At 71.7% G+C, this 23663-nt stretch carries 20 protein-coding genes; 15 read left to right on the top strand and 5 right to left on the bottom strand.

Annotation, left to right across the window (positions count from 1 at the left end):
* Position 1: 1 nt before the first annotated feature.
* Together pheT and ACFS27_RS20685 are read left to right on the top strand one after the other, a co-directional pair.
* Positions 2–2572 (top strand): phenylalanine--tRNA ligase subunit beta, encoded by a 2571-nt coding sequence (pheT, locus tag ACFS27_RS20690; protein ID WP_377186797.1) that lies wholly within the window; start codon positions 2–4, stop codon positions 2570–2572.
* Positions 2565–3455, top strand: coding sequence for an SDR family NAD(P)-dependent oxidoreductase (locus ACFS27_RS20685; protein ID WP_377186794.1), 891 nt, complete (start codon positions 2565–2567; stop codon positions 3453–3455). Before pheT ends, ACFS27_RS20685 begins: the two co-directional genes overlap by 8 nt.
* A 107-nt stretch (positions 3456–3562) precedes the next feature.
* On the opposite strand, the gene ACFS27_RS20680 is transcribed toward ACFS27_RS20685, so the two are convergent.
* A complete protein-coding gene (locus tag ACFS27_RS20680; protein ID WP_377186791.1) occupies positions 3563–4804 on the bottom strand; it encodes a GDSL-type esterase/lipase family protein in 1242 nt (413 codons plus the stop codon).
* Between the two features lie 196 nt (positions 4805–5000).
* Here ACFS27_RS20680 and ACFS27_RS20675 point away from each other — a divergent pair, with 196 nt between their 5' ends.
* From ACFS27_RS20675 to ACFS27_RS20665, 3 genes are all read left to right on the top strand, one after another.
* Positions 5001–6248, top strand: coding sequence for a hypothetical protein (locus ACFS27_RS20675; protein ID WP_377186788.1), 1248 nt, complete (start codon positions 5001–5003; stop codon positions 6246–6248).
* 62 nt (positions 6249–6310) lie between these two features.
* Entirely contained in the window at positions 6311–8194 is a 1884-nt protein-coding gene (locus tag ACFS27_RS20670; protein ID WP_377186785.1) for a glycoside hydrolase family 15 protein, read from the top strand.
* Positions 8194–9240 (top strand): glucose 1-dehydrogenase, encoded by a 1047-nt coding sequence (locus tag ACFS27_RS20665; protein ID WP_377186782.1) that lies wholly within the window; start codon positions 8194–8196, stop codon positions 9238–9240. The genes ACFS27_RS20670 and ACFS27_RS20665 overlap by 1 nt, the downstream gene beginning before the upstream one ends.
* Before the next feature lie 3 nt (positions 9241–9243).
* Here the strand turns inward: ACFS27_RS20665 and ACFS27_RS20660 are convergent, their stop codons facing one another.
* Entirely contained in the window at positions 9244–10023 is a 780-nt protein-coding gene (locus tag ACFS27_RS20660; RefSeq protein WP_377186779.1) for an LLM class F420-dependent oxidoreductase, read from the bottom strand.
* A 148-nt stretch (positions 10024–10171) separates the two neighbouring features.
* On the opposite strand from ACFS27_RS20660, the gene ACFS27_RS20655 reads away from it, so the two are divergent.
* Positions 10172–10603 carry an SRPBCC family protein gene (locus ACFS27_RS20655; protein WP_377186776.1) on the top strand — a complete coding sequence of 144 codons (432 nt, stop codon included), beginning with the start codon at positions 10172–10174 and terminating at the stop codon, positions 10601–10603.
* An 8-nt stretch (positions 10604–10611) separates the two neighbouring features.
* Here the strand turns inward: ACFS27_RS20655 and ACFS27_RS20650 are convergent, their stop codons facing one another.
* The 3 genes from ACFS27_RS20650 to ACFS27_RS20640 all read right to left on the bottom strand — a co-directional run bounded on the left by ACFS27_RS20650 (position 10612) and on the right by ACFS27_RS20640 (position 14344).
* On the bottom strand, positions 10612–11370 hold the full coding sequence (locus ACFS27_RS20650) for a methyltransferase domain-containing protein (protein ID WP_377186773.1): 759 nt from the start codon (positions 11368–11370) through the stop codon (positions 10612–10614).
* 83 nt (positions 11371–11453) lie between these two features.
* Positions 11454–12857, bottom strand: coding sequence for a family 43 glycosylhydrolase (locus tag ACFS27_RS20645; RefSeq protein WP_377186770.1), 1404 nt, complete (start codon positions 12855–12857; stop codon positions 11454–11456).
* Positions 12858–13360: 503 nt separating this feature from the next.
* Positions 13361–14344, bottom strand: a complete 984-nt coding sequence (locus ACFS27_RS20640; protein WP_377186767.1) for a quinone oxidoreductase family protein — start codon at positions 14342–14344, stop codon at positions 13361–13363.
* A 32-nt stretch (positions 14345–14376) separates the two neighbouring features.
* Between ACFS27_RS20640 and ACFS27_RS20635 the strand changes: the two genes are divergently transcribed.
* From ACFS27_RS20635 to argH, 9 genes are all read left to right on the top strand, one after another.
* A complete protein-coding gene (locus ACFS27_RS20635; protein ID WP_377186764.1) occupies positions 14377–14877 on the top strand; it encodes a GNAT family N-acetyltransferase in 501 nt (166 codons plus the stop codon).
* 64 nt (positions 14878–14941) lie between these two features.
* Positions 14942–16024, top strand: a complete 1083-nt coding sequence (gene argC / locus ACFS27_RS20630) for an N-acetyl-gamma-glutamyl-phosphate reductase (protein WP_377186761.1) — start codon at positions 14942–14944, stop codon at positions 16022–16024.
* Positions 16025–16067: 43 nt separating this feature from the next.
* On the top strand, positions 16068–17249 hold the full coding sequence (gene argJ, locus ACFS27_RS20625) for a bifunctional glutamate N-acetyltransferase/amino-acid acetyltransferase ArgJ (protein ID WP_377186757.1): 1182 nt from the start codon (positions 16068–16070) through the stop codon (positions 17247–17249).
* Complete coding sequence (gene argB, locus ACFS27_RS20620; RefSeq protein WP_377186754.1) at positions 17246–18160, top strand: acetylglutamate kinase; 915 nt, start codon at positions 17246–17248, stop codon at positions 18158–18160. Before argJ ends, argB begins: the two co-directional genes overlap by 4 nt.
* Entirely contained in the window at positions 18157–19437 is a 1281-nt protein-coding gene (locus tag ACFS27_RS20615) for an acetylornithine transaminase (RefSeq protein WP_377186751.1), read from the top strand. The genes argB and ACFS27_RS20615 overlap by 4 nt, the downstream gene beginning before the upstream one ends.
* A complete protein-coding gene (argF, locus tag ACFS27_RS20610) occupies positions 19434–20363 on the top strand; it encodes an ornithine carbamoyltransferase (RefSeq protein ID WP_377186748.1) in 930 nt (309 codons plus the stop codon). Before ACFS27_RS20615 ends, argF begins: the two co-directional genes overlap by 4 nt.
* A complete protein-coding gene (locus ACFS27_RS20605) occupies positions 20363–20872 on the top strand; it encodes an arginine repressor (RefSeq protein WP_377186745.1) in 510 nt (169 codons plus the stop codon). Before argF ends, ACFS27_RS20605 begins: the two co-directional genes overlap by 1 nt.
* Positions 20873–20922: 50 nt before the next feature.
* Entirely contained in the window at positions 20923–22152 is a 1230-nt protein-coding gene (locus ACFS27_RS20600) for an argininosuccinate synthase (protein ID WP_377186742.1), read from the top strand.
* Positions 22149–23639, top strand: a complete 1491-nt coding sequence (gene argH / locus ACFS27_RS20595) for an argininosuccinate lyase (RefSeq protein WP_377186739.1) — start codon at positions 22149–22151, stop codon at positions 23637–23639. The genes ACFS27_RS20600 and argH overlap by 4 nt, the downstream gene beginning before the upstream one ends.
* Positions 23640–23663: the final 24 nt, after the last annotated feature.

The raw sequence follows: 23663 nt of genomic DNA, 5'->3' as shown, positions 1-23663 counted from the left end.
AGTGCCCCTCATCGTGAAGGACTGGCTCGCGGACCACGTCGAGGTGCCTGCGGACCTCACCGCAGAGCAGCTCGCCGCCGACCTGGTCAAGGTCGGCCTGGAAGAAGAGGCGATCCACGGGGCGGCCGTCACCGGTCCGCTCGTCGTCGGTCGCGTGCTCGAGATGCACCCCGAGCCGCAGAAGAACGGCAAGACGATCAACTGGTGCCAGGTCGACGTGGGCCCGGAGCACAACGTCGACGGGTCCCGTGGCATCGTCTGCGGCGCGCACAACTTCGCGCCCGGTGACCTCGTGGCCGTCGCGCTGCCCGGCACCGTGCTGCCAGGGCCGTTCCCCATCGCCGCCCGCAAGACCTACGGGCACGTGTCGGACGGCATGATCTGCTCGGTCCGCGAGCTCGGGATCGGGGAGGACCAGGACGGCATCCTCGTGCTGACGCGGCACGGGTTCGCGGAGCAGGACCTCACCCCCGGCCAGGACGCGGTAGCGCTCCTCGGCCTCGGCGAGGAGGTGCTGGAGATCAACGTGACCCCGGACCGCGGGTACGCGTTCAGCTACCGCGGCGTGGCGCGTGAGTACGCCCACTCCACGGGCGCGAAGTTCACGGACCGCGGCCTGGCCACGGGCGCTGAGCCGGCTCCGACGGCCGACGGGTTCGAGGTGCGGGTGCAGGACGACGCGCCGATCAACGGCGTCGTGGGCTGCGACCGGTTCGTGACGCGCATCGTGCGTGGTATCGACCCGTCCGCCCCGACGCCCGCGTGGATGAAGCACCGCCTCGAGGGCTCGGGCATGCGGTCCATCTCCCTGGCCGTCGACATCACCAACTACGTGATGCTCGACCTGGGGCAGCCGCTGCACGCCTACGACCTCGCCAAGGTCTCGGCCCCGATCGTGGTTCGCCGCGCGGCGGCAGGGGAGCGCCTCACCACCCTGGACGACGCCGATCGCACGCTCGACACCGAGGACCTGCTGATCACCGACTCGCCCGACGGCGCGGGCAGCCGCGTGCTCGGTCTCGCCGGCGTGATGGGTGGCGCTTCCTCTGAGGTCAGCGACGCCACGACCGACGTGCTCGTCGAGGCGGCGCACTTCGACCAGATCACCGTCGCCCGGACGGCGCGGCGGCACAAGCTGTCGAGCGAGGCCGCCAAGCGGTTCGAGCGTGGGGTCGACCCGCTCCTGCCCGCCGTCGCGGCACAGCGCGTCGTCGACCTGCTGGTCGAGCTGGGCGGCGGCACCGCCGACGCGGCGGTGAGCGACCTCGACACGACCGCTGAGGCGACCCTGCAGAAGCCGATCCAGCTCAAGGTCACGGAGCCCACCCGGCTCTCGGGCGTCGAGTACACCCCCGAGCAGGTGCGCAGCACGCTCGAGGAGATCGGCGCGACGGTCGAGGCCACCTCGGTGGTCGAGCCGGTCGCGGTCCTCACCGTCACCCCGCCGACCTGGCGCCCCGACCTCACGGATCCGGCCGACCTGGTCGAGGAGGTCGTGCGCATCCAGGGGTACGACCAGATTCCGTCGGTGCTCCCGTCGGCGCCGGGTGGCCGCGGTCTCACGACCGAGCAGCGGACCCGCCGCTCCGTCGCTCGCGCCCTGGCCGAGGCCGGGTTCGTGGAGACGCTCAGCTACCCGTTCGTCGGCGCACCGGAGTACGACGCCCTCGGGCTGCCCGATGACGACCCGCGGCGCGTCTCGCTCCGCCTGGTCAACCCGATGGCGGACGACAAGCCGCTGATGCGGTCCAACCTGCTGGTCACGCTGCTCGACACCGTGCGACGCAACGTGTCGCGCGGGATCACCGACCTCGCGGTGTACGAGATCGGCCTGGTCACCCGCCCGACCGCCGGAGCCCCCGCTGCTCCCGTGCTGCCCGGTGGCGTGCGACCCACCGCAGAGCAGCTCGCGGCGCTGGCCGCTGCGGTCCCGGACCAGCCCCGTCGGGTTGCCGGGGTCCTGACCGGAAAGCGCGAGCTCGCGGGCTGGTGGGGCAGCGGACGTGCCGCAGGCTGGGCGGACGCTCTCGCGGCCGCCCGCCTGGTCGCCGACCGTGCGGGGGTGCACCTCGTCGTCTCCGCGGATCCCGACCACATGCCATGGCATCCGGGGCGCTGCGCGCGCCTCGAGCTCACGGACGGCACGCTGGTCGGCCATGCGGGCGAGCTGCACCCCAAGGTCGTCGAGAGCCTCGCTCTGCCCGCTCGTGCCGCGGCGTTCGAGATGGACCTGAGCGCCCTGGTCGCCGCGGCGTCGGGCGAGCCGGTCGTTGCGGCCTCCGTGTCGGCGTTCCCCGCGGCCAAGGAGGACTTCGCCTTCGTGGTCGACGGCGACGTGCCGGCCGAGGCGGTGCGCTCGGCGATCGTCGCGGGAGCCGGTGAGCTGCTCGAGGAGCTGGCCCTGTTCGACGTCTTCACGGGCGAGCAGGTGGGCGAGGGCAAGAAGTCGCTCGCGTACTCGCTCCGCCTACGGGCAGCGGACCGGACACTGTCGGCCAAGGAGGTCCGTGCGGTGCGCGACGCCGTGGTGGATTCCGCGGCGGACAGGGTGGGGGCGGTGCTGCGTGGCTGACGCGCCTGTGGCGGGCGCACCTCGCGACGCGCAGGTGCAGCCCGCCGTGCCGCCGGCCCGCACGGCGCTCGTGACGGGCGCCTCACGTGGTATCGGCAGGGAGATCGCGCTGGGCCTGGCGCGGGCAGGGCTGGACGTGGCCCTCCTGGCGAGGAACCCGGCTCGGCTCGAGGCCGTGGCGCAGGAGGTCCGCGCTGCCGGCTCGACCGCCGTCGTGCTCACCGCGGACGTGTCGGACCCGGCTGCGGTGCGCGCCGCGGTCGGGCAGGCCGAGGAGGCGCTCGGCTCGATCGATCTGCTGGTCAACAACGCGGGTGCGCTCGAGTCGGAGCATCCGCTCTGGGAGGCCGACCCTGACGAGTGGTGGTCGGTGTTCGAGACCAACGTGCGGGCGCCGTTCCTGTTCAACCGGTACGCGGTGCCCGGCATGATCGAGCGCGGCGGGGGACGGGTCGTCGACCTGGCCTCCGGCGCGAGCTCGCACGAGATGGCGGGCGGCAGCTCGGCGTACAACGCGAGCAAGACCGCCCTCGTCCGGATGGGCGCCAACCTGCACAACGACGGCTTCGAGCACGGGATCCGCGTCTTCGAGCTCGCGCCTGGAGTCGTCAAGACGGACATGTCGACAGGCATGACCTTGCACGAGGGTCGCACCGAGTGGACTCCCGTCGAGCGGGTCACCGACGTCGTGAACGCGATAGCGGCCGGCGAGCTGGACGGGTGCTCCGGCTGGTTCCTGCGGGTCACGCACGACACCCCCGCGTCCCTCAAGGAGCGCGCTGCTCAGGTATCGGCCGAAGGGACGGAACGGATCGCTCGGCGGTTGCGGGTCCTCCCCGCCGGGACCGACGACCCGCTGGCGGACGTTCTCACCCAGCGCTGACCGGCCCGGCCCGGCCCGGCTGGCGGCCCGGCCCCGCCCGCCCGGAGGCCCGCCGTTTCTCGCGCTCACGCGTCGAGGGCGGGCCGCCGGGTGGCCGGTGCACCCCGTCAGAGGCGCCCCAGCGGGATGGACCAGGCGATCGCCGTCTGGCCCGCGATGTTGGCGTGCACCCCGTCGCCGGTGTCGTAGGCCGGCCAGATGGAGTTCGGGTTCTCGGGGTCCCTGAGCACCTGGTCGAAGTCGAAGACGCCGTCACAGGTCCCGGAGCAGTTGTCGCCCGCTCGGACGAACTCGTTCACCGCAGCGCGCTGCGCGTTCTGTGCGGCCGTGTAGCCGGGCCGCGAGGTGATCGGGGTGACGAACACCTTGATCCCGGCCGCGCGCAGGCGGGCGAACGTGTCCCTGTAGGCCGCCACGATCGCCTCGGCGCTGCAGTTGTTGCCGATGTCGTTGGTGCCGTAGTAGTAGATGACCGACTTCACGTTGTGCAGGGCGAGGACGTCGCGATCGAGGCGCGAGACGCCGTCGAGGCCGCCGCCCCCGCACGCCGGCGATGCCGTGGTCCCCGAGATGCCCTCGTTGACGACGGCGACCTGGCGCTTGTCCGGCCGCTTGTCGACGATGCGCTGCGCGAGAGTGTCGGTCCAGCGCTGGAACACGGCAGGCGGCGGGCAGCCGGCGCCGCAGTTGTTCGCGCCGACGCCGTCGACCACCGAGCTGCCGTAGGCGACCACCGTGCCGGAGAGGTCAGGGTCGTAGACGTCCACCGCGCTGACCAGGTAGGTCCACCCGTGTGCCTCGGGGAAGTCACCGCCCGAGGTGTCCGCGGTGGTGTTCCCTGCGCCCACCGCTGAGAAGTAGTTGGTGCGGCCGGCCAGGTCGTGGAGCATCATTCGCGTCGGGTTCGCGAGGTAGAAGCTCACCACCAGGTCGTCCATGGCACTGGTGGCAAGGCCCACCGGGTCGCTCCAGACGTCGCCGCCGGCCGGGATCGACACGGAGTCCGAACCGTTGAAGGTCACGGTGCGCAGGCTCTCCGGCCGGATGGCGGCACCCCCGGCGCTCAGCCCAGCGGTGGTGGCGTCCACCACCAGAGGCTCGGTGCCGAACTGGTTCTGCAGCCGGACGCGCAGCGACGATCCGCCCTGCGTCAGGCGGGTGATGGTGCGAACCGACCGGTTCTCGAACGTCTCGGGGCTCAGCCCGGAACTACGCTGCTGGGACTGCGTCCACGACGTCGACCAGCCGTCGTCCGGCGAGCTCACTGTGGCCGTGGCGGTCCCTCCGGCGGTAGCGCCCAGCGCCACGACAAGTGTGATCAGGGCACGTGCGAGTTTACGGAACGTCATCGGTCCACCCGTTTCGTTGCTCGAGTCTTCGTCGATCGAGTACGTGGCGTGACGTCAGTGCCGCGCCAGATGGAACCTATGGTTCGCGTACCGGGCTGTCAACGCAGGTGAGGTGGTCCGGACCTTTTGCTGGCAGAGGGGGTGAATCCTCCCTACGGTGTACGAGCAGCCGTCCCCTCACGCCAAGGAGACCACCATGCGTCATCGTCGTCGCCCCGCGCTCGCCGTCGCGAGCCTTGGGCTGTGTGCCCTGCTCGCCTCCGCCGGACCGGCGGTCGCCACGGAGCCCCCGAGCGAGCAGGCAGGGCCGTCGACCGCGGCCGCCGTGTCACCGCTCACCGCGAGCAACTTCCGCTACACGCTGTCCGAGACGTCGTCGGCGCTGGTCGGCGCGCTCGACGCGGCGCTGCCGAACGTCACGATGGGCACGGTCGCCGACGACGGCAACCGCACCCCGAGCTGCGGCAGCGCACCGTCGGTCACGCACCGCACCGCGTACTACTGCTGGAACTCGGGTGACCAGGGCACGAGCGCCTGGTACCCGCAGGGCATCACGACGAGCTCCGACGCGTACGGGTCGGGGACGTACGAAGGCAGGCGCATCAACCTGGTGAGCTGGTACGACCACGCCGACGACGGTATCGACAAGGGGGTCCGGATCAGCGTGTCGAACCTGTCGGCGAGCGCGTCGGCCCCGCCGTACCGGCACATCTTGCTGGTCGAGCCGAGCGGCACCACGAGCGCGCCGTCGTACAGGCCGATCGACATCCATGCGGGCGGCATCATGTGGTACGGCAACCTGCTGTACGTGGCGGACACGAGCGGCGGGTTCCGCGTGTTCGACCTGGACCACCTGTGGCGGGTCTCGACCGGCGACTCCTCGGCGGTCGGGCGGCAGGCCGACGGCTCGTACCACGCGTTCGACTACAAGTACGTGCTGCCGCAGACAGCGAAGTTCACGGACTCGACGGCCGGTGGGTACGCGCAGCTGCAGCACTCCTCGGTCGCGCTCGACCGTACGAGCTCTCCCGACTCGGTGATCGTCAGCGAGTACCGGAGCCCGTCGGACGTCGACGCGGGTGCCCAGGTCCGGACCATCCGGGTCCCGATCGACTACACGGACCGGTATCTCGAGCCGGCGTCGGACGGCGTCATCAAGGCGACGGAGGCGTATCGGACCGACCTCGAGAGCGTGCAGGGATCGACCGCCATCAACGGCGAGTTCTTCTTCTCGCAGAGCGACGGTTCCGACCACTCCGACCCGAACTCGGACGGCGACCTGCACACGTTCGCCGCGCCGTCGGGAGCGCTGGTGCGGCACGGCAACGCCCTGACCGTCGGTGCGGAGGACCTGTCCTACGACCCCACGCGCGACTACCTGTGGTCCCTCGGTGAGTATCCGGGCTACCGGTGGGTGTACGCGGCCGACGCCTCGTCGTTCTGACCCTCCCGTTCAGGGACAGCACAGGCCTGCGGACTCCGCGCCGCGCACCTAGTCTGAAGGCGATGACCAGCCGAATTGAAGATTACGGAATTGTCGGAGACCTCCAGACTGCCGCGCTGATCGGTCGCGACGGAACGGTCGACTGGATGTGCCTGCCGCAGTTCGACTCCCCGGCCTGCTTCGCCGCGCTCCTCGGCAGCGAGGAGCACGGGTCGTGGCGGCTCGGGCCGGAGTCGGGCGGCGAGTGCACCAGCCGCGGCTATCGGGACGGCACCCTGGTCCTCGAGACGGAGTGGGACCTGCCGGAAGGTCGCGTCCGGGTGATCGACCTCATGCCGCCGCGCGGTGACCAGGCCGACCTCGTCCGGATCGTCGAGGGGATCAGCGGGAGCGTCCCGATGACCACCGAGCTGCGGCTCCGGTTCGACTACGGGAACGTCGTGCCCTGGGTCACCCAGGAGCGTGGCGGCCTGCGTGCGGTGGCCGGACCCGACTCGGTTCACATCGACGCGGGCGTCACCCTCACCTCCGAGGGAGTCGCCGACGACGCTGTCCACCGTGCCCACTTCACCGTCGGACCGGGTGACCGGGTGCCGTTCGTCCTGACCTACCACGCGTCTCATCTACCGATCAAGCCGCCCGTCGGAGCGGTGGCGGCGCTGCGGGAGACCGAGGAGTTCTGGCGGTCGTGGATCGCGAAGTCGACCTACGACGGCCCGTGGGCCGACGCCGTGCACCGGTCCCTGATCACGCTCAAGGCTCTGACCTACGCCCCGACGGGCGCCATCGCCGCAGCGGCAACGACCTCGCTCCCCGAGGAGATCGGCGGCTCGAGAAACTGGGACTACCGGTTCTGCTGGCTGCGGGACGCGGCGTTCACGCTGCAGGCCCTCGTCGGGACGGGGTTCATCGACGAGGCGCGTGCGTGGCGGGCGTGGCTCCTGCGTGCGGTGGCCGGCGACCCGGCGGACCTGCAGATCATGTACGGCCTCGACGGACGGCGCCGGCTGCCCGAGTACACGATCGACTGGCTGCCGGGCTACGAGGACTCGGGTCCGGTGCGGATCGGCAACGGCGCGGCCGGTCAGCTCCAGATCGACGTCTGGGGCGAGACTCTCGACGCCCTGCACCTGGCGCGGGAGGCGGGACTCGAGACCGACCAGGAGGCGTGGAACCTGCAAAAGGCGCTCCTGGAGTATCTCGAAGAACACTGGGACGACCTCGACAACGGGCTCTGGGAGGTGCGCGGTCCGCGACGTGCGTTCGTGCACTCCCGGGTCATGGCGTGGGCCGGGTTCGACCGGGCGGTGCGTGCCGTCGAGGAAGGAGGGCTGGACGGGCCGGTCGAGCGGTGGCGGGCCGTGCGCGACCGTATCCACGCCGACGTGTGCATGCACGGGTTCGACACCGAGCGGAACACGTTCACGCAGTTCTACGGGTCGGAGGGCCTGGACGCCGCCCTGCTGCTGATCGGGCAGGTCGGGTTCCTGCCCTGGGACGACCCGCGTGTCGTGGGCACGGTGGACGCCGTCCAGCGCGAGCTCAGCCAGGACGGGCTGCTGCTGCGTTACCACACCCATGCCGACGACCGGGTGGACGGCCTGCCGGGCGAGGAGGCCACCTTCTTGGTGTGCAGCTTCTGGCTGGTCGACGCCCTGCACGGGATCGGCCGGATCGACGAGGCCGTCGCGCTGTTCGAGCGCCTGCTCTCCCTGCGCAACGATCTCGGGCTGCTCAGCGAGGAGTACGACGTGCGCACCGGACGTCACCTCGGCAACACGCCCCAGGCGTTCAGCCACCTCGGCCTGGTCAACAGTGCGCTGCGGATCGGTCGAGGAGTCACGGCTCGCGACGTGGAGTCCGGCGTGACCGAACGCGTCGCCGTTCCGGCCGCCGCCCCTGCGTCCGCGCCTCCGGCGGTCCCGTCACCGGAGGAGATCGCCTGATGCGCGCGCTGACCGTGGTCCCGCAGACCCCTGGCTCCCTGGCCGTCACCGACGTCGACGAGCCGGTCGCCGGCCCCGGCGAGCTCCTGGTCGACGGCCTGGCCGTCGGCGTGTGCGCGACGGACCGGGAGATCGCCGCCGGAGAGTACGGCTGGGCTCCGCCGGGGCACGAGCGGCTGGTGCTCGGGCACGAGTCGCTCGGCCGGGTGCTGACGGCGCCCGACGGCTCCGGCTTCGCGCCGGGCGACCTCGTGGTCGGCGTCGTGCGCCGTCCGGACCCGGAACCGTGCGGCGCGTGCGCTCGCGGGCAGTTCGACATGTGCCGCAACGGCAAGTACACCGAACGAGGGATCAAGGCGATCGACGGGTTCGCCTCCGAGCGGTGGACCGTCGAGGCCGACTACGCGGTCAGCCTCGACCCGTCGCTCGCCGACGTCGGCATGCTGCTCGAGCCGACCACCGTCGTCGCCAAGGCGTGGGAGCAGATCGAGCTGGTCGGGCAGCGCGCATGGTTCGAGCCGAAGGTGGCGCTCGTGACCGGCGCGGGCCCCATCGGTCTGCTGGCAGCGCTGCTCGGTGTCCAGCGCGGCCTCGAGGTGCACGTGCTCGACCGCGTCACCGACGGGCCGAAGCCCGAGCTGGTCGCCCAGCTCGGTGCCGAGTATCACACCGAGCCCGTTGGCGACGTCGCGACCGCGATCCGTCCCGACATCGTGATCGAGGCGACCGGCGCGACCCAGGTCGTCGTCGACGTCCTCTCCGCGAGCGGCAGCTACGGCGTCACCTGCCTCACGGGCGTCACGTCGGCGGGGCGCACGATCGCGTTCGACGCCGGCGCGCTCAACCGGCGGATCGTGCTGGAGAACGACGCCGTGATCGGCTCCGTGAACGCCAACCTGACGCACTACCGAGCCGGGGCGGAAGCCCTGACCAGGGCCGACGCCAGCTGGCTCGGTCGCATCGTGACCCACCGGGTGCCGCTCGAGGACGCCGTCGAGGCGTTCGCGAGCGACCCCGGCGGGATCAAGACGGTGCTGGAGCTCTAGCGCTCAGCGGCGCTCGTCGCGCCAGTCGACCCAGGCCTTGACCTTGCTCAGGTCGTAGTCCGGCCCGGCGCTGCTCATCGTGAGGAGTGTCGCTCCGGCGGCCACGAGCGCGTCGCCTGCCACGCCCGGTGCACCGCTGACCTCGACGGACCGCTCCACGAGCCTTGCGGTGTCGCGCCCGACGGCGGTGCCGTGCTCGTCGAGGATCGCCGACTTGGTCGTCAGGACGTCCACGTCGCCGAAGCTGTGCCAGATGTCGGCGTGCTCGGCGACGATGCGCAGCGTCTTCTTCACGCCGCCACCGCCGATCAGGATCGGGATCTCCCGCGTGGGCGCCGGGTTGCCCGCGGCGAGCCGGGCCTTGATCCGTGGCATGGCGTCGGCGAGGCTAGCGATGCGGGACCCTGCGGTGCCGAACTCGTAACCGAACCTGTCGTAGTCCTTCTCGAACCAGCCGGCGCCGAGGCCGAGGATGAGGCGCCCGCCCGAGATGTGGTCCACGGTGCGCGCCATGTCCGCCAGCAGGTCCGGGTTCCGGTAGCCGATGCCGGTCACCAGCGCACCGATCTCGACGCGCTCGGTCTGCTCGGCCCAGGCGCCGAGCATCGTCCAGGACTCGAAGTGCTTGCCGTCCGGGTCGCCGTGGAGCGGGTAGAAGTGGTCCCAGTTGAAGATGACGTCCACCCCCAGGTCCTCGGCACGGAGGACCGCGTCGCGGATGGCGGAGTAGTCGGCGTGCTCCGGCTGCAGCTGCAGCCCTATACGAAGGGGACGATCAGTCATGACGGCAGCCTAGGACCGCTCCACGGGTGTCGCACACGCCGGAGCGGATCGCCCCGGACGTGTGTCGGTCACCACGCGCGGGGCGGCCAAAGGTCGAGACTATGGAGACGACGCCGGTCGGCGCTCACCGAAGATGTCAGGAGCACACATGCCGAACTACAGCACGTCCGCGGAGATCGACGCCTCGCCAGAAGCCGTGTGGGCCGTCCTGTCCGACGTCGAGCGCATGCCCGACTGGACGCCCTCCATGACGTCCGTGACGATCATCGACGGACCGAACCCGCCGGACGTCGGCACGCAGGTGCGGATCGAGCAGCCGAAGATGCCCCTCGCGATCTGGCTGATCGACGAGTGGGACCCGCCGCGTCACTTCGCGTGGATCAGCGAGGCGCCAGGCGTCACCACGCAGGCGGAACACCTGGTGGAGCGGCTGCCCGACGGCCGGTCCCTGGTCACGCTCGCGATCACGCAGACAGGCGGCCTGGCCTGGCTGCTCGGCCGGTTGGCGATGGGCCGCACGCGGAAGTATGTCGACACCGAGCTCAGCAGTCTGCGGGCCCGCGTGGCGTCGCAGAGCTGACCGCCTGCTCAGGCCCGCGTCGCCACCGCGAACACGCGGCGGAACGCCAGGGGCGTGCCGTAGGCCCGCTCCGGGTAGGCCGCGCGGAGCGCCGCGCCGAACTCCTCCTCGAACCGGGCGCGCAGCGCGGGGTCCTTGGCCTCCAGCGCCTGGAGCGTCGGCTGCGCGCCCGTCGCCGAGATCCAGCGCAGCACCGGGTCCGCCCCGTGCAGCAGGTGCGTGTAGGTGGTCTCCCACACGTCGACCGCCCAGCCGGGCCGGGCGAGCAGGTCCAGGTACTCCGCGGGGTCGGCGCTGGACCGGCGCGCGACCGGCCCGACGACGTCGGCGTACGGCTCGCGCGCGGCGACCTCGCGCAGCAGCTGGTGGCTGGGCGCGTCGTGGTTGCCGGGGACCTGGAAGGCGAACGTCTGTGCGGCCCGGTCGGCGAGCGCCGGGAGCAGCTCGCGGTGCCCTGGCACCCATTGGAGTGCCGCGTTGCTGATGACGAGGTCGGCGGTGTGGTCGTCGGTGCTGAGGTCGGCCAGGACGTAGTCGGTGTCCGGGTCGGCGTCGCGTGCCCGCTCGATCATGGCGGGGGAGGCGTCGATGCCCGTCACGTGGGCGTCGGGCCAGCGTGCCCGGAGCACTGCGGTGAGGTGGCCCGGTCCGCAGCCGAGGTCGACGACGGTGGCGGGAGTCCCGGGCACCCGGGCGACCAGCTCGGTGAACGGGCGGGACCGCTCGTCCGTGTACTGCAGGTAGGCACCGGGGTTCCAGTCCGCCATCACCACTCCTCGACGTCGAGTATCTTGACGTCAAGATACTCGACGCCGGGCAGCGGTCGCAACCGCCGGTCGTGGACCGCCGGCTACGCGACTTCGATGTAGTCGAGCTCCGCGAATGCTGTGCCCTTGCCCAGCCGGATCGTGTTCCAGCCCGCCTGGAGGGTGACGTCCTTGCTCGCCTGCCGCCAGTTGTCCCAGCCGGTGACGGGGTAGCTGATGGACCCTGCCCCCGACCCGTTCACGGTGACCGTGTGCGAGGCGGTCCCTGCGGAGCCGTTGGCGTAGCCGACGTGCAGCGAGTAGCTGCCGGTGGTGGGCACGTAGATGGATCCGACGTCGACCGCGCTGTCCGCGTGGTCGATGTACGCGACGACCTTGCCGTCCGACGCGCCGGCCGCGTTCTCGCGGACCGAGCAGCTGGTGAGCGTGCCGCGTTCGGCTTCGTACCGGACCCGGCTGCCCCGCACCACGGGGTATCCGTTCGCCCAGCCGAGGTCGGCGACGTACATGCCCCGGCCGCCCGCGTCCCGGTGCCCGTGGAAGACGAGCTTGTCGCCCCCGGCGTCGCGCAGCACGTCGGCCCCGCCCGGTCCGCCCACCGCGCCGTCGAGCGAGTCGGTGGTCATCAGGAAGCGGAACGCCTTGGTGTACGGGCCTGTGATCGAGCTCGACACCGCGTAGCTCGTGCCGTACTGGTTGGTCGTGTACGGGCCCGCCGAGTAGAACAGCACGTACTGGCCGCCGACCTTCGTGATGACCGGTGCCTCGATGATGCCCGCCTCGTCGGCCCGGTCGTTGCGCAGCACCTGGGTGGCCCCGCCCTGGAAGGTGATGCCGTCCGCCGCCACGCGCTGCACGTGGATCCACGTGGTTGCGCCGATCGCGTTGCCGTCGTTCTTCCAGACCAGGTACCGGGCGCCGTCGGTGTCGGTGAAGCTGGACGCGTCGATGGCGCCGCCCGCCTCCAGCGGGCAGACGAGCGGCTGGGTGCCGACCGGCGCGAACGGGCCGCCGGGGGAGTCGGCCAGGGCAGCGCCGATGCACTGCCGGCCGGACGCCGCATGCCAGGCCGTGTAGTAGAGCAGGTAGCGGCCGTCGCTGCGCCGGGAGACGTCGGGGGCCCAGGTGCGCCCCTCCTTCGCCCACGCCCCGAGGTTCGGCAGGGCGTCGGTGGGCCGGTAGGTCCAGGGGCCGTCCGGGTCGGGGGCGGTGGCCCAGGGCAGGTTCTTGCCCTCGTTCGTCGCGTAGGCGTAGTAGGTGTCGCCGAACTTCGACACGTCGGGGTCGGGGAAGTCGCGGTCCAGCACGAGGTTCGGAGGCAGGGTGGCCTCGGCGGAGACATCGTCTCCAGCGGCGCCCCGGTCGGACGACGCCGGGGTGTCGTCAGCGGGTGTGGCCGCGGCCGAACTGGTGGTCAGGACGCTGAGCGCCATGGCGATGACGGCAGCGCCGGCGACAAGGGCAGGGGAGAAGCGAGGAAGTACCACGTTGAACCTCCGGGCGAGAGAAAACTCGACGGGTGAATTGTCGCGACGGGGCCACTCTCTGTAAAGGGTTCACTCCGCAGGTTGTGCCACGGGCCGGTGTGTCGCTCCAACGTTGGACCGGTTCGGTGGGTGTGGCCTGGTGGGTGTGGCCTGGTGGGTGTGGCCTAGCTGGGGTCGCCTGGCCGGGGCGGTCCAACTGGTGGGGCCCGGCTGGGGTGGTCTGGCTGGTGTGCGGGAGCTCGCGTGTCTCCCGGTCGGTTCCTCGCGTGGCCGCTGGTCCGTTGGCCGTGCTCTGAGATCGGTCCCTTGCCATGAGTTCGGTCGCTTGACCTGATATCGGTCCGTTAATGGACCGATCTCAGGTCAAGCGACCGAACTCAGCGCGGTGGCGCATCAAGGGACCGATCTCATCGGCTGGGCGTCCACCAAGGGACCGAACTCGGCGGGGTGTCCCACCAAGGGGCCGATCTCAGCACGAGCCCCAACCAACCAACCGTCCCCCGTCAGGGGACCAGCAGCACCTTCCCGGTCGTGGCCCGGCCTTCCAGTGCCTCGTGCGCGGCGCCGGCGTCGGACAGCGAGAACGTGGCCCCGACGCGGACGTCCAGGTCGCCCGACGCCGCGGACCCGAGCACCTCGGAGGTGCGCCACTCGAGCTCTGCACGCGTGAGCGCGTAGTGCGCGATGGTGGGCCGCGTGAGGAACAGCGAGCCCGCCTTGTTCAGCCGCTGAGGGTCGAACGGCGGTACCTGGCCGGACGCCCCGCCGAACAGCACGAGCATCCCGCGCGGGCGCAACGACGCGAGGGACGCCTCGAAGGTCGACTTGCCCACGCCGTCGTACACGACGTGCACGCCCCGGCCATCGGTGAGCTCGCGCACGAGCGCGGGCAGCCCGGCCGTGATGTCGTCCATCGCGGCGTAGTCGATGGTGTGCGCGGCGCCCGCAGCCGACGAGAGCGCCGCCTTCTCCGGCGTCGAGACCGTGGTCAGGACCCGCCCGCCCGCTGCGACGGCGAGCTGGGTGGCCAGCAGGCCGACGCCGCCCGCGCCCGCGGTCAGCAGCACGTCGTGCCCGGGCCGCACCTCGAACGTGGACCGGACGAGATAGTGCGCGGTGATGCCCTGCAGGGGCAGCGCGGCCGCGACGGTGAGGTCGAGCCCGTCGGGTACCGGCACGACGCCGGCGGCATCCACTGCCACGAGCTCCGCGTACGAACCAGGCCCGTCGTGCCAGGCCACGCGGTCGCCCACGGCGAACCCGGTGACGTCGTCGCCGAGTGCTTCGACGGTGCCAGCGCCCTCGACACCCACCACGTGCGGGTACTCCATCGGGTAGACGCCGGCGCGCCGGTAGGTGTCGATGAAGTTCACGCCGGCCGCGGCGACGCGGACCAGGAGCTGGCCGGGACCTGGCGTCGGGTCGGGGAGCTCGGTGTACGACAGGACCTCGGGGCCGCCCGGCTCACGGGCTACGACTGCGTGCATGCGACGAGCCTGCCACAGGTAGTTTGTGCCGCGTGAGCCGAACCATCCGTCCCTTCACCGAGGCCGACTGGCACGCCGTCTGGCCGATCATCGAAGCAGTCTGCCGGGAGGGTGAGACCTACACCTACCCCGTCGAGATCGACGAGGAGACTGCCCGCGCGTACTGGATCGAGCGGCCGCCCGGCGCCACCGTGGTGCTCGAGGAGGACGGCGAGGTGCTCGGCACCGCCAAGATGGGGCCCAACAAGCCGGGCAACGGCGCCCACGTGGGTACGGCGTCGTTCATGGTGTCCGACGCAGCGCGCGGGCGCGGGGTGGGGCGCGCGCTGGGGGAGCACGTCATCGCCTGGCACCGGGAGCAGGGATTCCGGGGCATCCAGTTCAACTCCGTCGTGGAGTCGAACGCCTCGGCGGTGCGCCTCTGGCGGGCGCTCGGGTTCGAGATCATCGGTACGGTGCCCGGCGCGTTCCGCTCACCGACCCACGGGTACACCGGGCTGCACGTGATGTACCTGCGGCTGGCCGCCTCGTGAGCCACGGGCCCTGCTCCCGACGACCGGCTGTCGCGCCGCTGCATATTTATGTATGCTGCGGAATATGTCCAGCAGCCAGCTCATCCGCGTCGCCGTCGCCGGCGCGTCCGGTTACGCGGGCGGGGAGGCCCTCCGCCTCCTGGCGGCCCATCCGTTCGTAGAGATCGGCACGCTGACCGCGCACACGAACGCGGGGTCGAGCCTCGGCGAGGTCCAGCCGCACCTGCGCGGCCTCGCCAACCGCATCCTCGAGCCCACCACGCCCGACACGCTGCTGGGGCACGACGTCGTGCTGCTCGGCCTGCCGCACGGGGCGTCGGCCCAGGTGGCGGCTCAGCTCCCGGACGACGTCCTCGTCGTGGACCTCGGGGCCGACCACCGGCTGGAGTCGGCGAGCGACTGGGAGCAGTTCTACGGCTCGACCCACGCGGGGACCTGGCCCTACGGCCTGCCCGAGCTGATCCGTGCCGAGTCACCCGGCGTCGATGTCACCACCGCCGCCCGCCAGCGTGACAAGCTCGCCGGGGCGCGCCGCATCGCGGTGCCCGGCTGCAACGTCACAGCGGTGACCCTCGGCCTGCAGCCCGGCGTGGCAGCGGGCGTGGTGGAGCCGACCGACATCGTGGCCGTGCTGGCCAACGGCTACTCGGGCGCAGGCAAGGCGCTCAAGCCGCACCTCCTGGCGAGCGAGGCCCTCGGCTCCGCGCAGCCGTACGGGGTGGGCGGCACCCACCGGCACATCCCGGAGATCCAGCAGAACCTGCGCGCCGCCGGCGCGCCGGCGGTGAGCATCAGCTTCACCCCCACCCTCGTGCCGATGGCCCGGGGCATCCTCGCGACGGCCACCGCTCCGCTGGTCAAGGGTGTCGACCCGGAGCAGGTCCGCGCCGCGTGGGAAGCCGCCTACGCGGACGAGCCGTTCGTACACCTCCTGCCGGAGGGCCAGTGGCCCAGCACCGCGATGACGCTGGGCGCCAACACGGCGTGCGTGCAGGTAGCGGTCGACGCCGCCGCGCGGAGGGTCGTCACGGTCACCGCCATCGACAACCTCGTCAAGGGGACGGCCGGCGCGGCGATCCAGTCCATGAACCTCGCCCTCGGCCTGCGGGAGACCGCCGGCCTCATCACCGAAGGAGTCGCACCATGACCTCTGGAGCCCCGACCGGTGCCACCACGACCGGGGGAACCCCATGAGCGTCACCGCGGCACAAGGATTCCGGGCGGCCGGGATCACGGCGGGCCTCAAGGCGTCCGGCACGCCGGACCTGGCCCTCGTCGTCAACGACGGGCCGGAGCATGCCGCCGCGGCCGTCTTCACGAGCAACCGGGTGGTCGGCGCGCCCGTCATGTGGTCCCGCCAGGCAGTCAAGGACGGCGTGGCCCGCGCCGTCGTGCTCAACTCCGGGGGCGCGAACGTGTGCACGGGACCCGGCGGGTTCCAGGACGCGCACGCCACCGCGGAGAAGGTCGCCGGTGAGCTGGGGATCGGTGCGATCGACGTGCTCGTCGGCTCGACCGGCCTGATCGGCGTCCGGCTGGCCGCCGACAAGCTGCTGGCCGGCGTCCCCGTCGCCGTCGGTGCGCTCGCGGCCGACGCCGCCGCCGGCAAGGCCGCGGCCACCGCGATCATGACCACCGACACCGTGGCGAAGTCGGCGGTGCGCACCGTCGAGACGCCGGGCGGTACCTTCACCGTCGGGGGCATGGCCAAGGGTGCGGGCATGCTCGCCCCCGCCCTGGCGACGATGCTGTGCGTGATCACCACGGACGCCGTCGTCAGCGCCGCCGACGCCGACACCGCGCTGCGGGCGGCCACGCGGGTCACCTTCGACCGGGTCGACTCGGACGGCGCCATGTCCACCTCGGACACCGTGGTGCTGATGGCCTCCGGCGCCGCGGCCGTGTCCCCGGACCTGGACACGCTCACCGAGGCGGTCACCGCGATCTGCGCGGACCTGGCCCGCCAGCTCGTCGCCGACGCCGAGGGCGCGTCCCACGACATCGCCATCACCGTCACGAACGCCACCACCGAGGACGCGGCGCTCGCCGTCGCGCGCGCCGTGAGCCGGTCCAACCTGGTCAAGGCGGCAGTCTTCGGCAACGACCCCAACTGGGGCCGCATCCTCTCGCAGGTCGGCACCGTGCCGGAGGAGGTCGCCCCGTTCGACCCCGCGGAGCTCGACGTGAGCGTCAACGGGGTCATGGTCTGCAAGGCCGGCGGCGCGTACGAGCCGCCGGAGAAGGTCGACATGGCGGCGGCGCGCGACGTCACGTTCACCATCGACCTGCACGCAGGCGACGCCGAGGTCACGCTCTGGACCAACGACCTGACGCACGACTACGTCCACGAGAACAGCGCGTACAGCTCATGAGCAGCGACATCGTCAACGGGCTGCGGCCCGACCAGAAGGCAGAGGTGCTGATAGAGGCCCTGCCGTGGCTGCAGGAGTTCTCCGGCGCGCTCATCGTCGTCAAGTACGGCGGTAACGCGATGATCGACGCAGGACTCAAGGCGGCGTTCGCCCAGGACATGGTGTTCCTGCGCCAGGTGGGGCTGCGGCCGGTCGTCGTGCACGGCGGGGGACCGCAGATCAACGCCATGCTCGACCGCCTCGGCATCGCCTCGGAGTTCAAGGGCGGCCTGCGCGTCACCACTCCGGAGGCGATGGAGGTGGTGCGCATGGTCCTGACCGGGCAGGTCAGCCGGGAGCTGGTCGGCCTGATCAACGCGCACGGCCCGGTCGCCGTCGGCCTGTCGGGCGAGGACGGCGGCCTGCTCGGCGCCGAACGCCGCCACGCCATCGTGAACGGCGAGCCCGTCGACGTCGGCCTCGTCGGTGACGTCGTGCAGGTGGACCCGCGCGCCGTCGAGGACCTGCTGCAGGCCGGCCGCATCCCTGTCGTGTCGACGATCGCGCCCGACAAGGACGACCCCACCCAGGTGCTGAACGTCAACGCCGACACCGCCGCCTCGGCGCTCGCGGTGGCCCTCGGCGCCAAGAAGCTCATCGTCCTGACGGACGTCGAAGGGCTGTACACGGCGTGGCCCGACCGGACCTCGCTGGTGCAGCGGATCACGGCGCCGGAGCTGGCCGAGCTGTTGCCGCGCCTGGAGTCGGGGATGGTGCCGAAGATGGAGGCCTGCCTGCGCGCGGTCGAGGGTGGCGTCGCCGCCGCGACGGTCATCGACGGCCGCCAGCCGCACAGCGCGCTGCTGGAGGTCTTCACCACGCAGGGCAACGGGACGATGGTGGTCCCCGCGAAGGAAGGTGTGACCGCATGAGCGCCATGATCCCGACCGAGGACGGTTCGGCCCTGTCGGCCGGCGGTTCGGTCTCCGCGTGGACCCAGCGGTACTCGGGCGCGGTCATGGACACGTTCGGCCCGCCGCAGCGGGTGCTGGTGCGTGGTGAGGGCGCGTACGTGTGGGATGCGGACGGCGAGCGGTACCTCGACCTGCTCGGGGGCATCGCGGTGAACTCGCTGGGCCACGCGCACCCGACGCTCACTGCGGCGATCAGCGCCCAGCTCGGCACTCTGGGCCACGTCTCGAACTTCTTCGGCACGCCCGCCCAGATCGCGCTGGCCGAGACGCTCCTGCGCGTGGCGGAGGCGCCGGACGGGTCACGCGTGTTCCTCACCAACTCGGGCACCGAGGCGGTGGAGGCGGCGTTCAAGATGACGCGCCGCGTCGCGTCGTCGGCCGGGGTAGGGACCCGCACCCGGGTGCTCGCCCTGGAGGGTGCGTTCCACGGGCGGTCGATGGGCGCCCTCGCGCTGACGGCGAAGGCCGCGTACCGGGAGCCGTTCGAGCCGCTGCCCGGCGGCGTCGAGCACCTGCCGTTCGGAGATCTCGCCGCCCTGGAGGCTGCGTTCTCGCCGGAGTCCGTCGCCGAGCACGGCGAGGTGGCGGCGCTCGTGGTCGAGCCCGTACAGGGGGAGGCCGGAGTGCGGCCGCTGCCGGCCGGCTACCTCGCGGCCGCCCGCCGGCTGACCACGGCGCACGGTGCGCTGCTCGTCCTTGACGAGGTCCAGACCGGCATGGGCCGGTGCGGATCCTGGTTCGCCTACCAGCAGCCCGAGATCGGCGGGGGCATCGTGCCCGACGTCGTCACCGTCGCCAAGGGCCTCGGCGGCGGCTTCCCGGTCGGCGCGGTGATCGCGTACGGCGCGGCCGCCGGCCTGCTCGGCCGCGGGCAGCACGGCAGCACGTTCGGCGGCAACCCCGTCGCCGCCGCGGCGGCGCTCACCACGATCGGCGTGATCGAGCGGGACGGACTGCTGGCGAACGCGCGGGAGATCGGGGCACTGCTGCGCACGGAGATCGAGACGTGCGGCAGCCCGCTCGTCAAGGAGGCCCGCGGCCGCGGGCTGCTGCTGGCCGTGGTGCTCAACAAGCCGGTGGCGCCGCAGGTGGCCACGGCGGCCCTGGAGGCCGGGTTCATCGTGAACGCAGTGGCACCCGACGCGATCCGGCTCGCCCCGCCCCTGATCCTGACCGCTGAGCAGGCCATGGACGCCGCCCGCTTCTTCACATCCCTTCCGGAGGACCTCGCATGACCCGCCACTTCCTGCGCGACGACGACCTTGCGCCGGCCGAGCAGAGAGCAGTCCTCGAGCTCGGTCTCGCCCTGCGCGAGGACCGGTTCGCGCGCCGCTCGCTCGAGGGCCCGCGAACCGTCGCCTTCATCACCGACAAGCCGACGCTGCGCACCCAGGTGTCGTTCGCAACGGGCATCGCCGAGCTCGGCGGGTTTCCGCTCCTCGTGGACGGGAACCTCGCCAAGATCGGCGTCCGGGAGTCCATCGCGGACACCACGCGGGTGCTGGACCGGCAGGTCTCGGCCATCGTGTGGCGCACGTTCGGCCAGGAACGCATCGACGAGATGGCGGCCGTCTCCCGCGTGCCGGTCGTCAACGCACTGACCGACCAGTTCCACCCGTGCCAGATCCTCGCGGACCTCCTCACGGTGGCACAGCACCGCGGGCTCGACGCTGTCGCTGGCACCACGTTCGCCTACATCGGCGACGCCGGTAACAACATGGCGAGCTCGTACCTGCTCGGTGGCGCCACGGCGGGCATGCACGTGCGGGTGGCCGGCCCGGAGGGCTTCCTGCCCGACGCCGAGGTGGTCGCAAGGGCGCGCGAGATCTCCGGTGCGACGGGCGGCTCGGTGACCGTGACGACGTCGGCGAAGGAGGCCGTCGCGGGGGCCGACGTCGTGGCGACCGACACCTGGGTGTCGATGGGCGACGAGGCAGAGGCCGCCGAGCGGGCCAAGCCGTTCTGGGACTTCCAGCTGAACGCCGAGCTGCTCGCGTACGCCGCGCCTGACGCGCTGGTCCTGCACTGCCTGCCCGCCTACCGGGGCAGGGAGATCACTGCCGACGTGATCGACGGCCCGCAGTCCGTGGTCTGGGACGAGGCGGAGAACCGTCTGCACGCGCAGAAGGCGCTGCTCGCCTGGCTGCTGGAGCAGGGCTGATGGTCACCAAGCAGACGGCGACGACCGCGACCACCAAGGCGGCCCGGCACGCCCGGATCACCGAGATCGTGCTCCGCAACGCCATCCACTCGCAGGCCGAGCTGGCCGACGCCCTGGCGGCGGCCGGCGTGAGCGTCACGCAGGGCACGCTCTCGCGCGACCTCATCGAGCTGCAGGCCGAGAAGGTGCGCGGTTCGGACGGCACGCTCGTCTACGCGGTCCCTGGTGAGGGCGGGGACCGCAGCGCGCAGTCGGACGCGAGCGAGGAGTACCTGTCCGCGCGGCTGGCCCGGCTCGCCAAGGAGCTGCTGGTCTCGGCCGAGTCGTCGGGCAACCTCGTGGTCCTCCGCACCCCGCCGGGAGCGGCGAACCTGCTGGCCTCGGCGATCGACCACTCCGTGTTCCCCGGGATGCTCGGCACCATCGCGGGGGACGACACGATCCTCGTGATCGCACGCGACGCCGACGGCGCCGCGCTGGCGGGACGCTTCCTCGCGCTCAGCGCCTGAACACACACCACAATCGCACTGACACCACCACCGGAAAGAGATCGTCAATCATGACTGAACGCGTCGTGCTCGCCTACTCGGGCGGCCTGGACACCTCCGTCGCCATCGGCTGGATCGCCGAGGCCACAGGGGCCGAGGTGGTCGCCGTGGCCGTCGACGTCGGCCAGGGCGGCGAGGACATGAACGTCATCCGCAAGCGCGCGCTGGACTGCGGCGCCGTCGAGGCGTACGTCGCCGACGCGCGCGACGAGTTCGCCACGGAGTACTGCATGCCCGCGCTGCGGGCCAACGGCATGTACCTCGACCGTTACCCGCTGGTCTCCGCCATCTCGCGCCCCGTCATCGTGAAGCACATGGTGCGCGCGGCCCGCCAGTTCGGTGCCTCCACCGTGGCGCACGGCTGCACCGGCAAGGGCAACGACCAGGTCCGCTTCGAGGTGGCCACCACCTCGCTCGCGCCCGACCTCAAGTCGATCGCGCCCGTGCGTGACCTCGCGCTGACCCGCGAGAAGGCCATCGACTACGCGGAGAAGCACGACCTGCCGATCGCGACCACGAAGAACAACCCGTTCTCGATCGACCAGAACGTGTGGGGCCGCGCCGTCGAGACGGGCTTCCTCGAGGACATCTGGAACGAGCCGACCAAGGACGTCTACTCGTACACCGACGATCCGACGTTCCCGCCGGTCGCCGACGAGGTGCTGCTCACGTTCGAGCAGGGCGTCCCGGTGGCGATCGACGGCGTTGCCGTCACCCCGCTGCAGGCCATCCAGGAGATGAACCGCCGCGCCGGCGCTCAGGGTGTCGGCCGCATCGACATCGTCGAGGACCGGCTGGTGGGCATCAAGTCCCGCGAGATCTACGAGGCACCCGGCGCGATCGCCCTCATCGCCGCGCACCAGGAGCTGGAGAACGTCACCCTCGAGCGCGAGCAGGCCCGGTTCAAGCGCCAGGTCGAGCAGCGCTGGAGCGAGCTCGTGTACGACGGCATGTGGTTCTCGCCGCTGAAGAAGTCGCTCGACGTGTTCGTCGACGACACGCAGAGGTACGTCTCCGGCGACATCCGCATGGTGCTCCACGGTGGCCGCGCCACCGTGACCGGGCGCCGCTCGGAGCAGTCGCTGTACGACTTCAACCTGGCCACCTACGACGAGGGTGACGCGTTCGACCAGTCGCAGGCCCGCGGCTTCATCGAGATCTACGGCCTCACGGCCAAGCTCGCCGCTGCACGCGACGAGAAGTTCGGCAACGGCGTGGACCTGGGGGTCGGGGCACTGTGACGGAGCACGACGGCACACGTCAGGATGCAGGGAAGGACGTCGAGCCGCAGGCGTCCGGGACCGTCGGGGCGCAGGCCGGCGAGAAGGTCGCCCTCTGGGGCGGCCGGTTCGCCGGCGGACCGGCCCCTGAGCTGGCCGCGCTCTCGCAGTCGACACACTTCGACTGGAAGCTCGCGCCCTACGACATCGCCGGTTCGAAGGCGCACGCCCGCGTGCTGTCGGCAGCGGGTCTGCTCACCGAGCCGGAGCTCGCGCGGATGATCGACGCGCTGGACATGCTGGAGCAGGACGTCGCCTCGGGCGCGTTCCTCCCGGTGCTGGACGACGAGGACGTGCACACCGCGCTCGAACGCGGCCTGCTGGAGCGGGCAGGCGACGAGCTCGGCGGCAAGCTCCGCGCCGGCCGGTCCCGCAACGACCAGATCGCCACGCTGGTGCGGCTCTACCTGCGCGACCAGGCACGCGTCATCGGCACGCAGGTCCTCGACCTCGTGGACGAGCTGATCACCCAGGCCATCGCCGCCGGCGACGCCCCCATGCCTGGGCGCACCCACCTGCAGCATGCCCAGCCCGTCCTGCTGGCGCACCACCTGCTGGCGCACGCCTGGCCGCTGCTGCGCGACGTCGACCGTTTCCTCGACTGGGACGTGCGGGCCTCGAAGTCGCCCTACGGCTCTGGCGCGCTCGCGGGCTCCTCGCTCGGTCTTGACCCGGCCGCGGTGGCCGCGGACCTGGGGCTGGAGGGCGGCCCCGTCGAGAACTCGATCGACGGCACGGCGTCCCGTGACGTGGCGGCGGAGTTCGCGTTCGTCGCAGCGATGATCGCCGTCGACCTGTCGCGGATCGCGGAGGAGGTCATCCTCTGGAACACCAAGGAGTTCGGGTTCGTGCGCCTGGACGACGCGTACTCCACCGGCTCGTCGATCATGCCGCAGAAGAAGAACCCGGACATCGCCGAGCTCGCGCGGGGCAAGGCGGGCCGCGTGATCGGTGACCTGGTGGGCCTCATGACCACGCTCAAGGGCCTCCCGCTCGCGTACAACCGCGACCTGCAGGAGGACAAGGAGCCGGTGTTCGACCAGGTGGCGACGCTCACGACCGTGCTGCCCGCGTTCTCCGGCATGGTGCGCACGATGGTCTTCGACACCGACCGCATGGCCGAGCTCGCCCCGCAGGGCTTCTCGCTGGCCACCGACATCGCCGAGTGGCTCGTGCGGCAGGGCGTCCCGTTCCGCGTCGCGCACGAGGTGGCGGGCACCTGCGTGCAGGTGTGCGAGGCGCGCGGCATCGAGCTCTGGGACCTGTCCGACGAGGACCTCGCCACGATCTCGGAGCACCTCACCCCCGAGGTGCGCGGCGTGCTGTCGGTCGAGGGCTCGCTGTCGTCGCGCGACGCGGTGGGCGGCACCGCCCCGGCTCGTGTTCGGGAACAGATCGAGCAGGCGAAGGAGCGCTCCACGGAGTACCGCTTCTGGGCCGAGCCGTAGGAGGGCCGGCCCAGCGCAACCCAG

The sequence above is a fragment of the Promicromonospora vindobonensis genome, from assembly GCF_042685865.1.
Classification (GTDB): Bacteria; Actinomycetota; Actinomycetes; order Actinomycetales; family Cellulomonadaceae; genus Promicromonospora; species Promicromonospora vindobonensis.
This window is presented reverse-complemented; position numbering and strand designations above follow the sequence as displayed.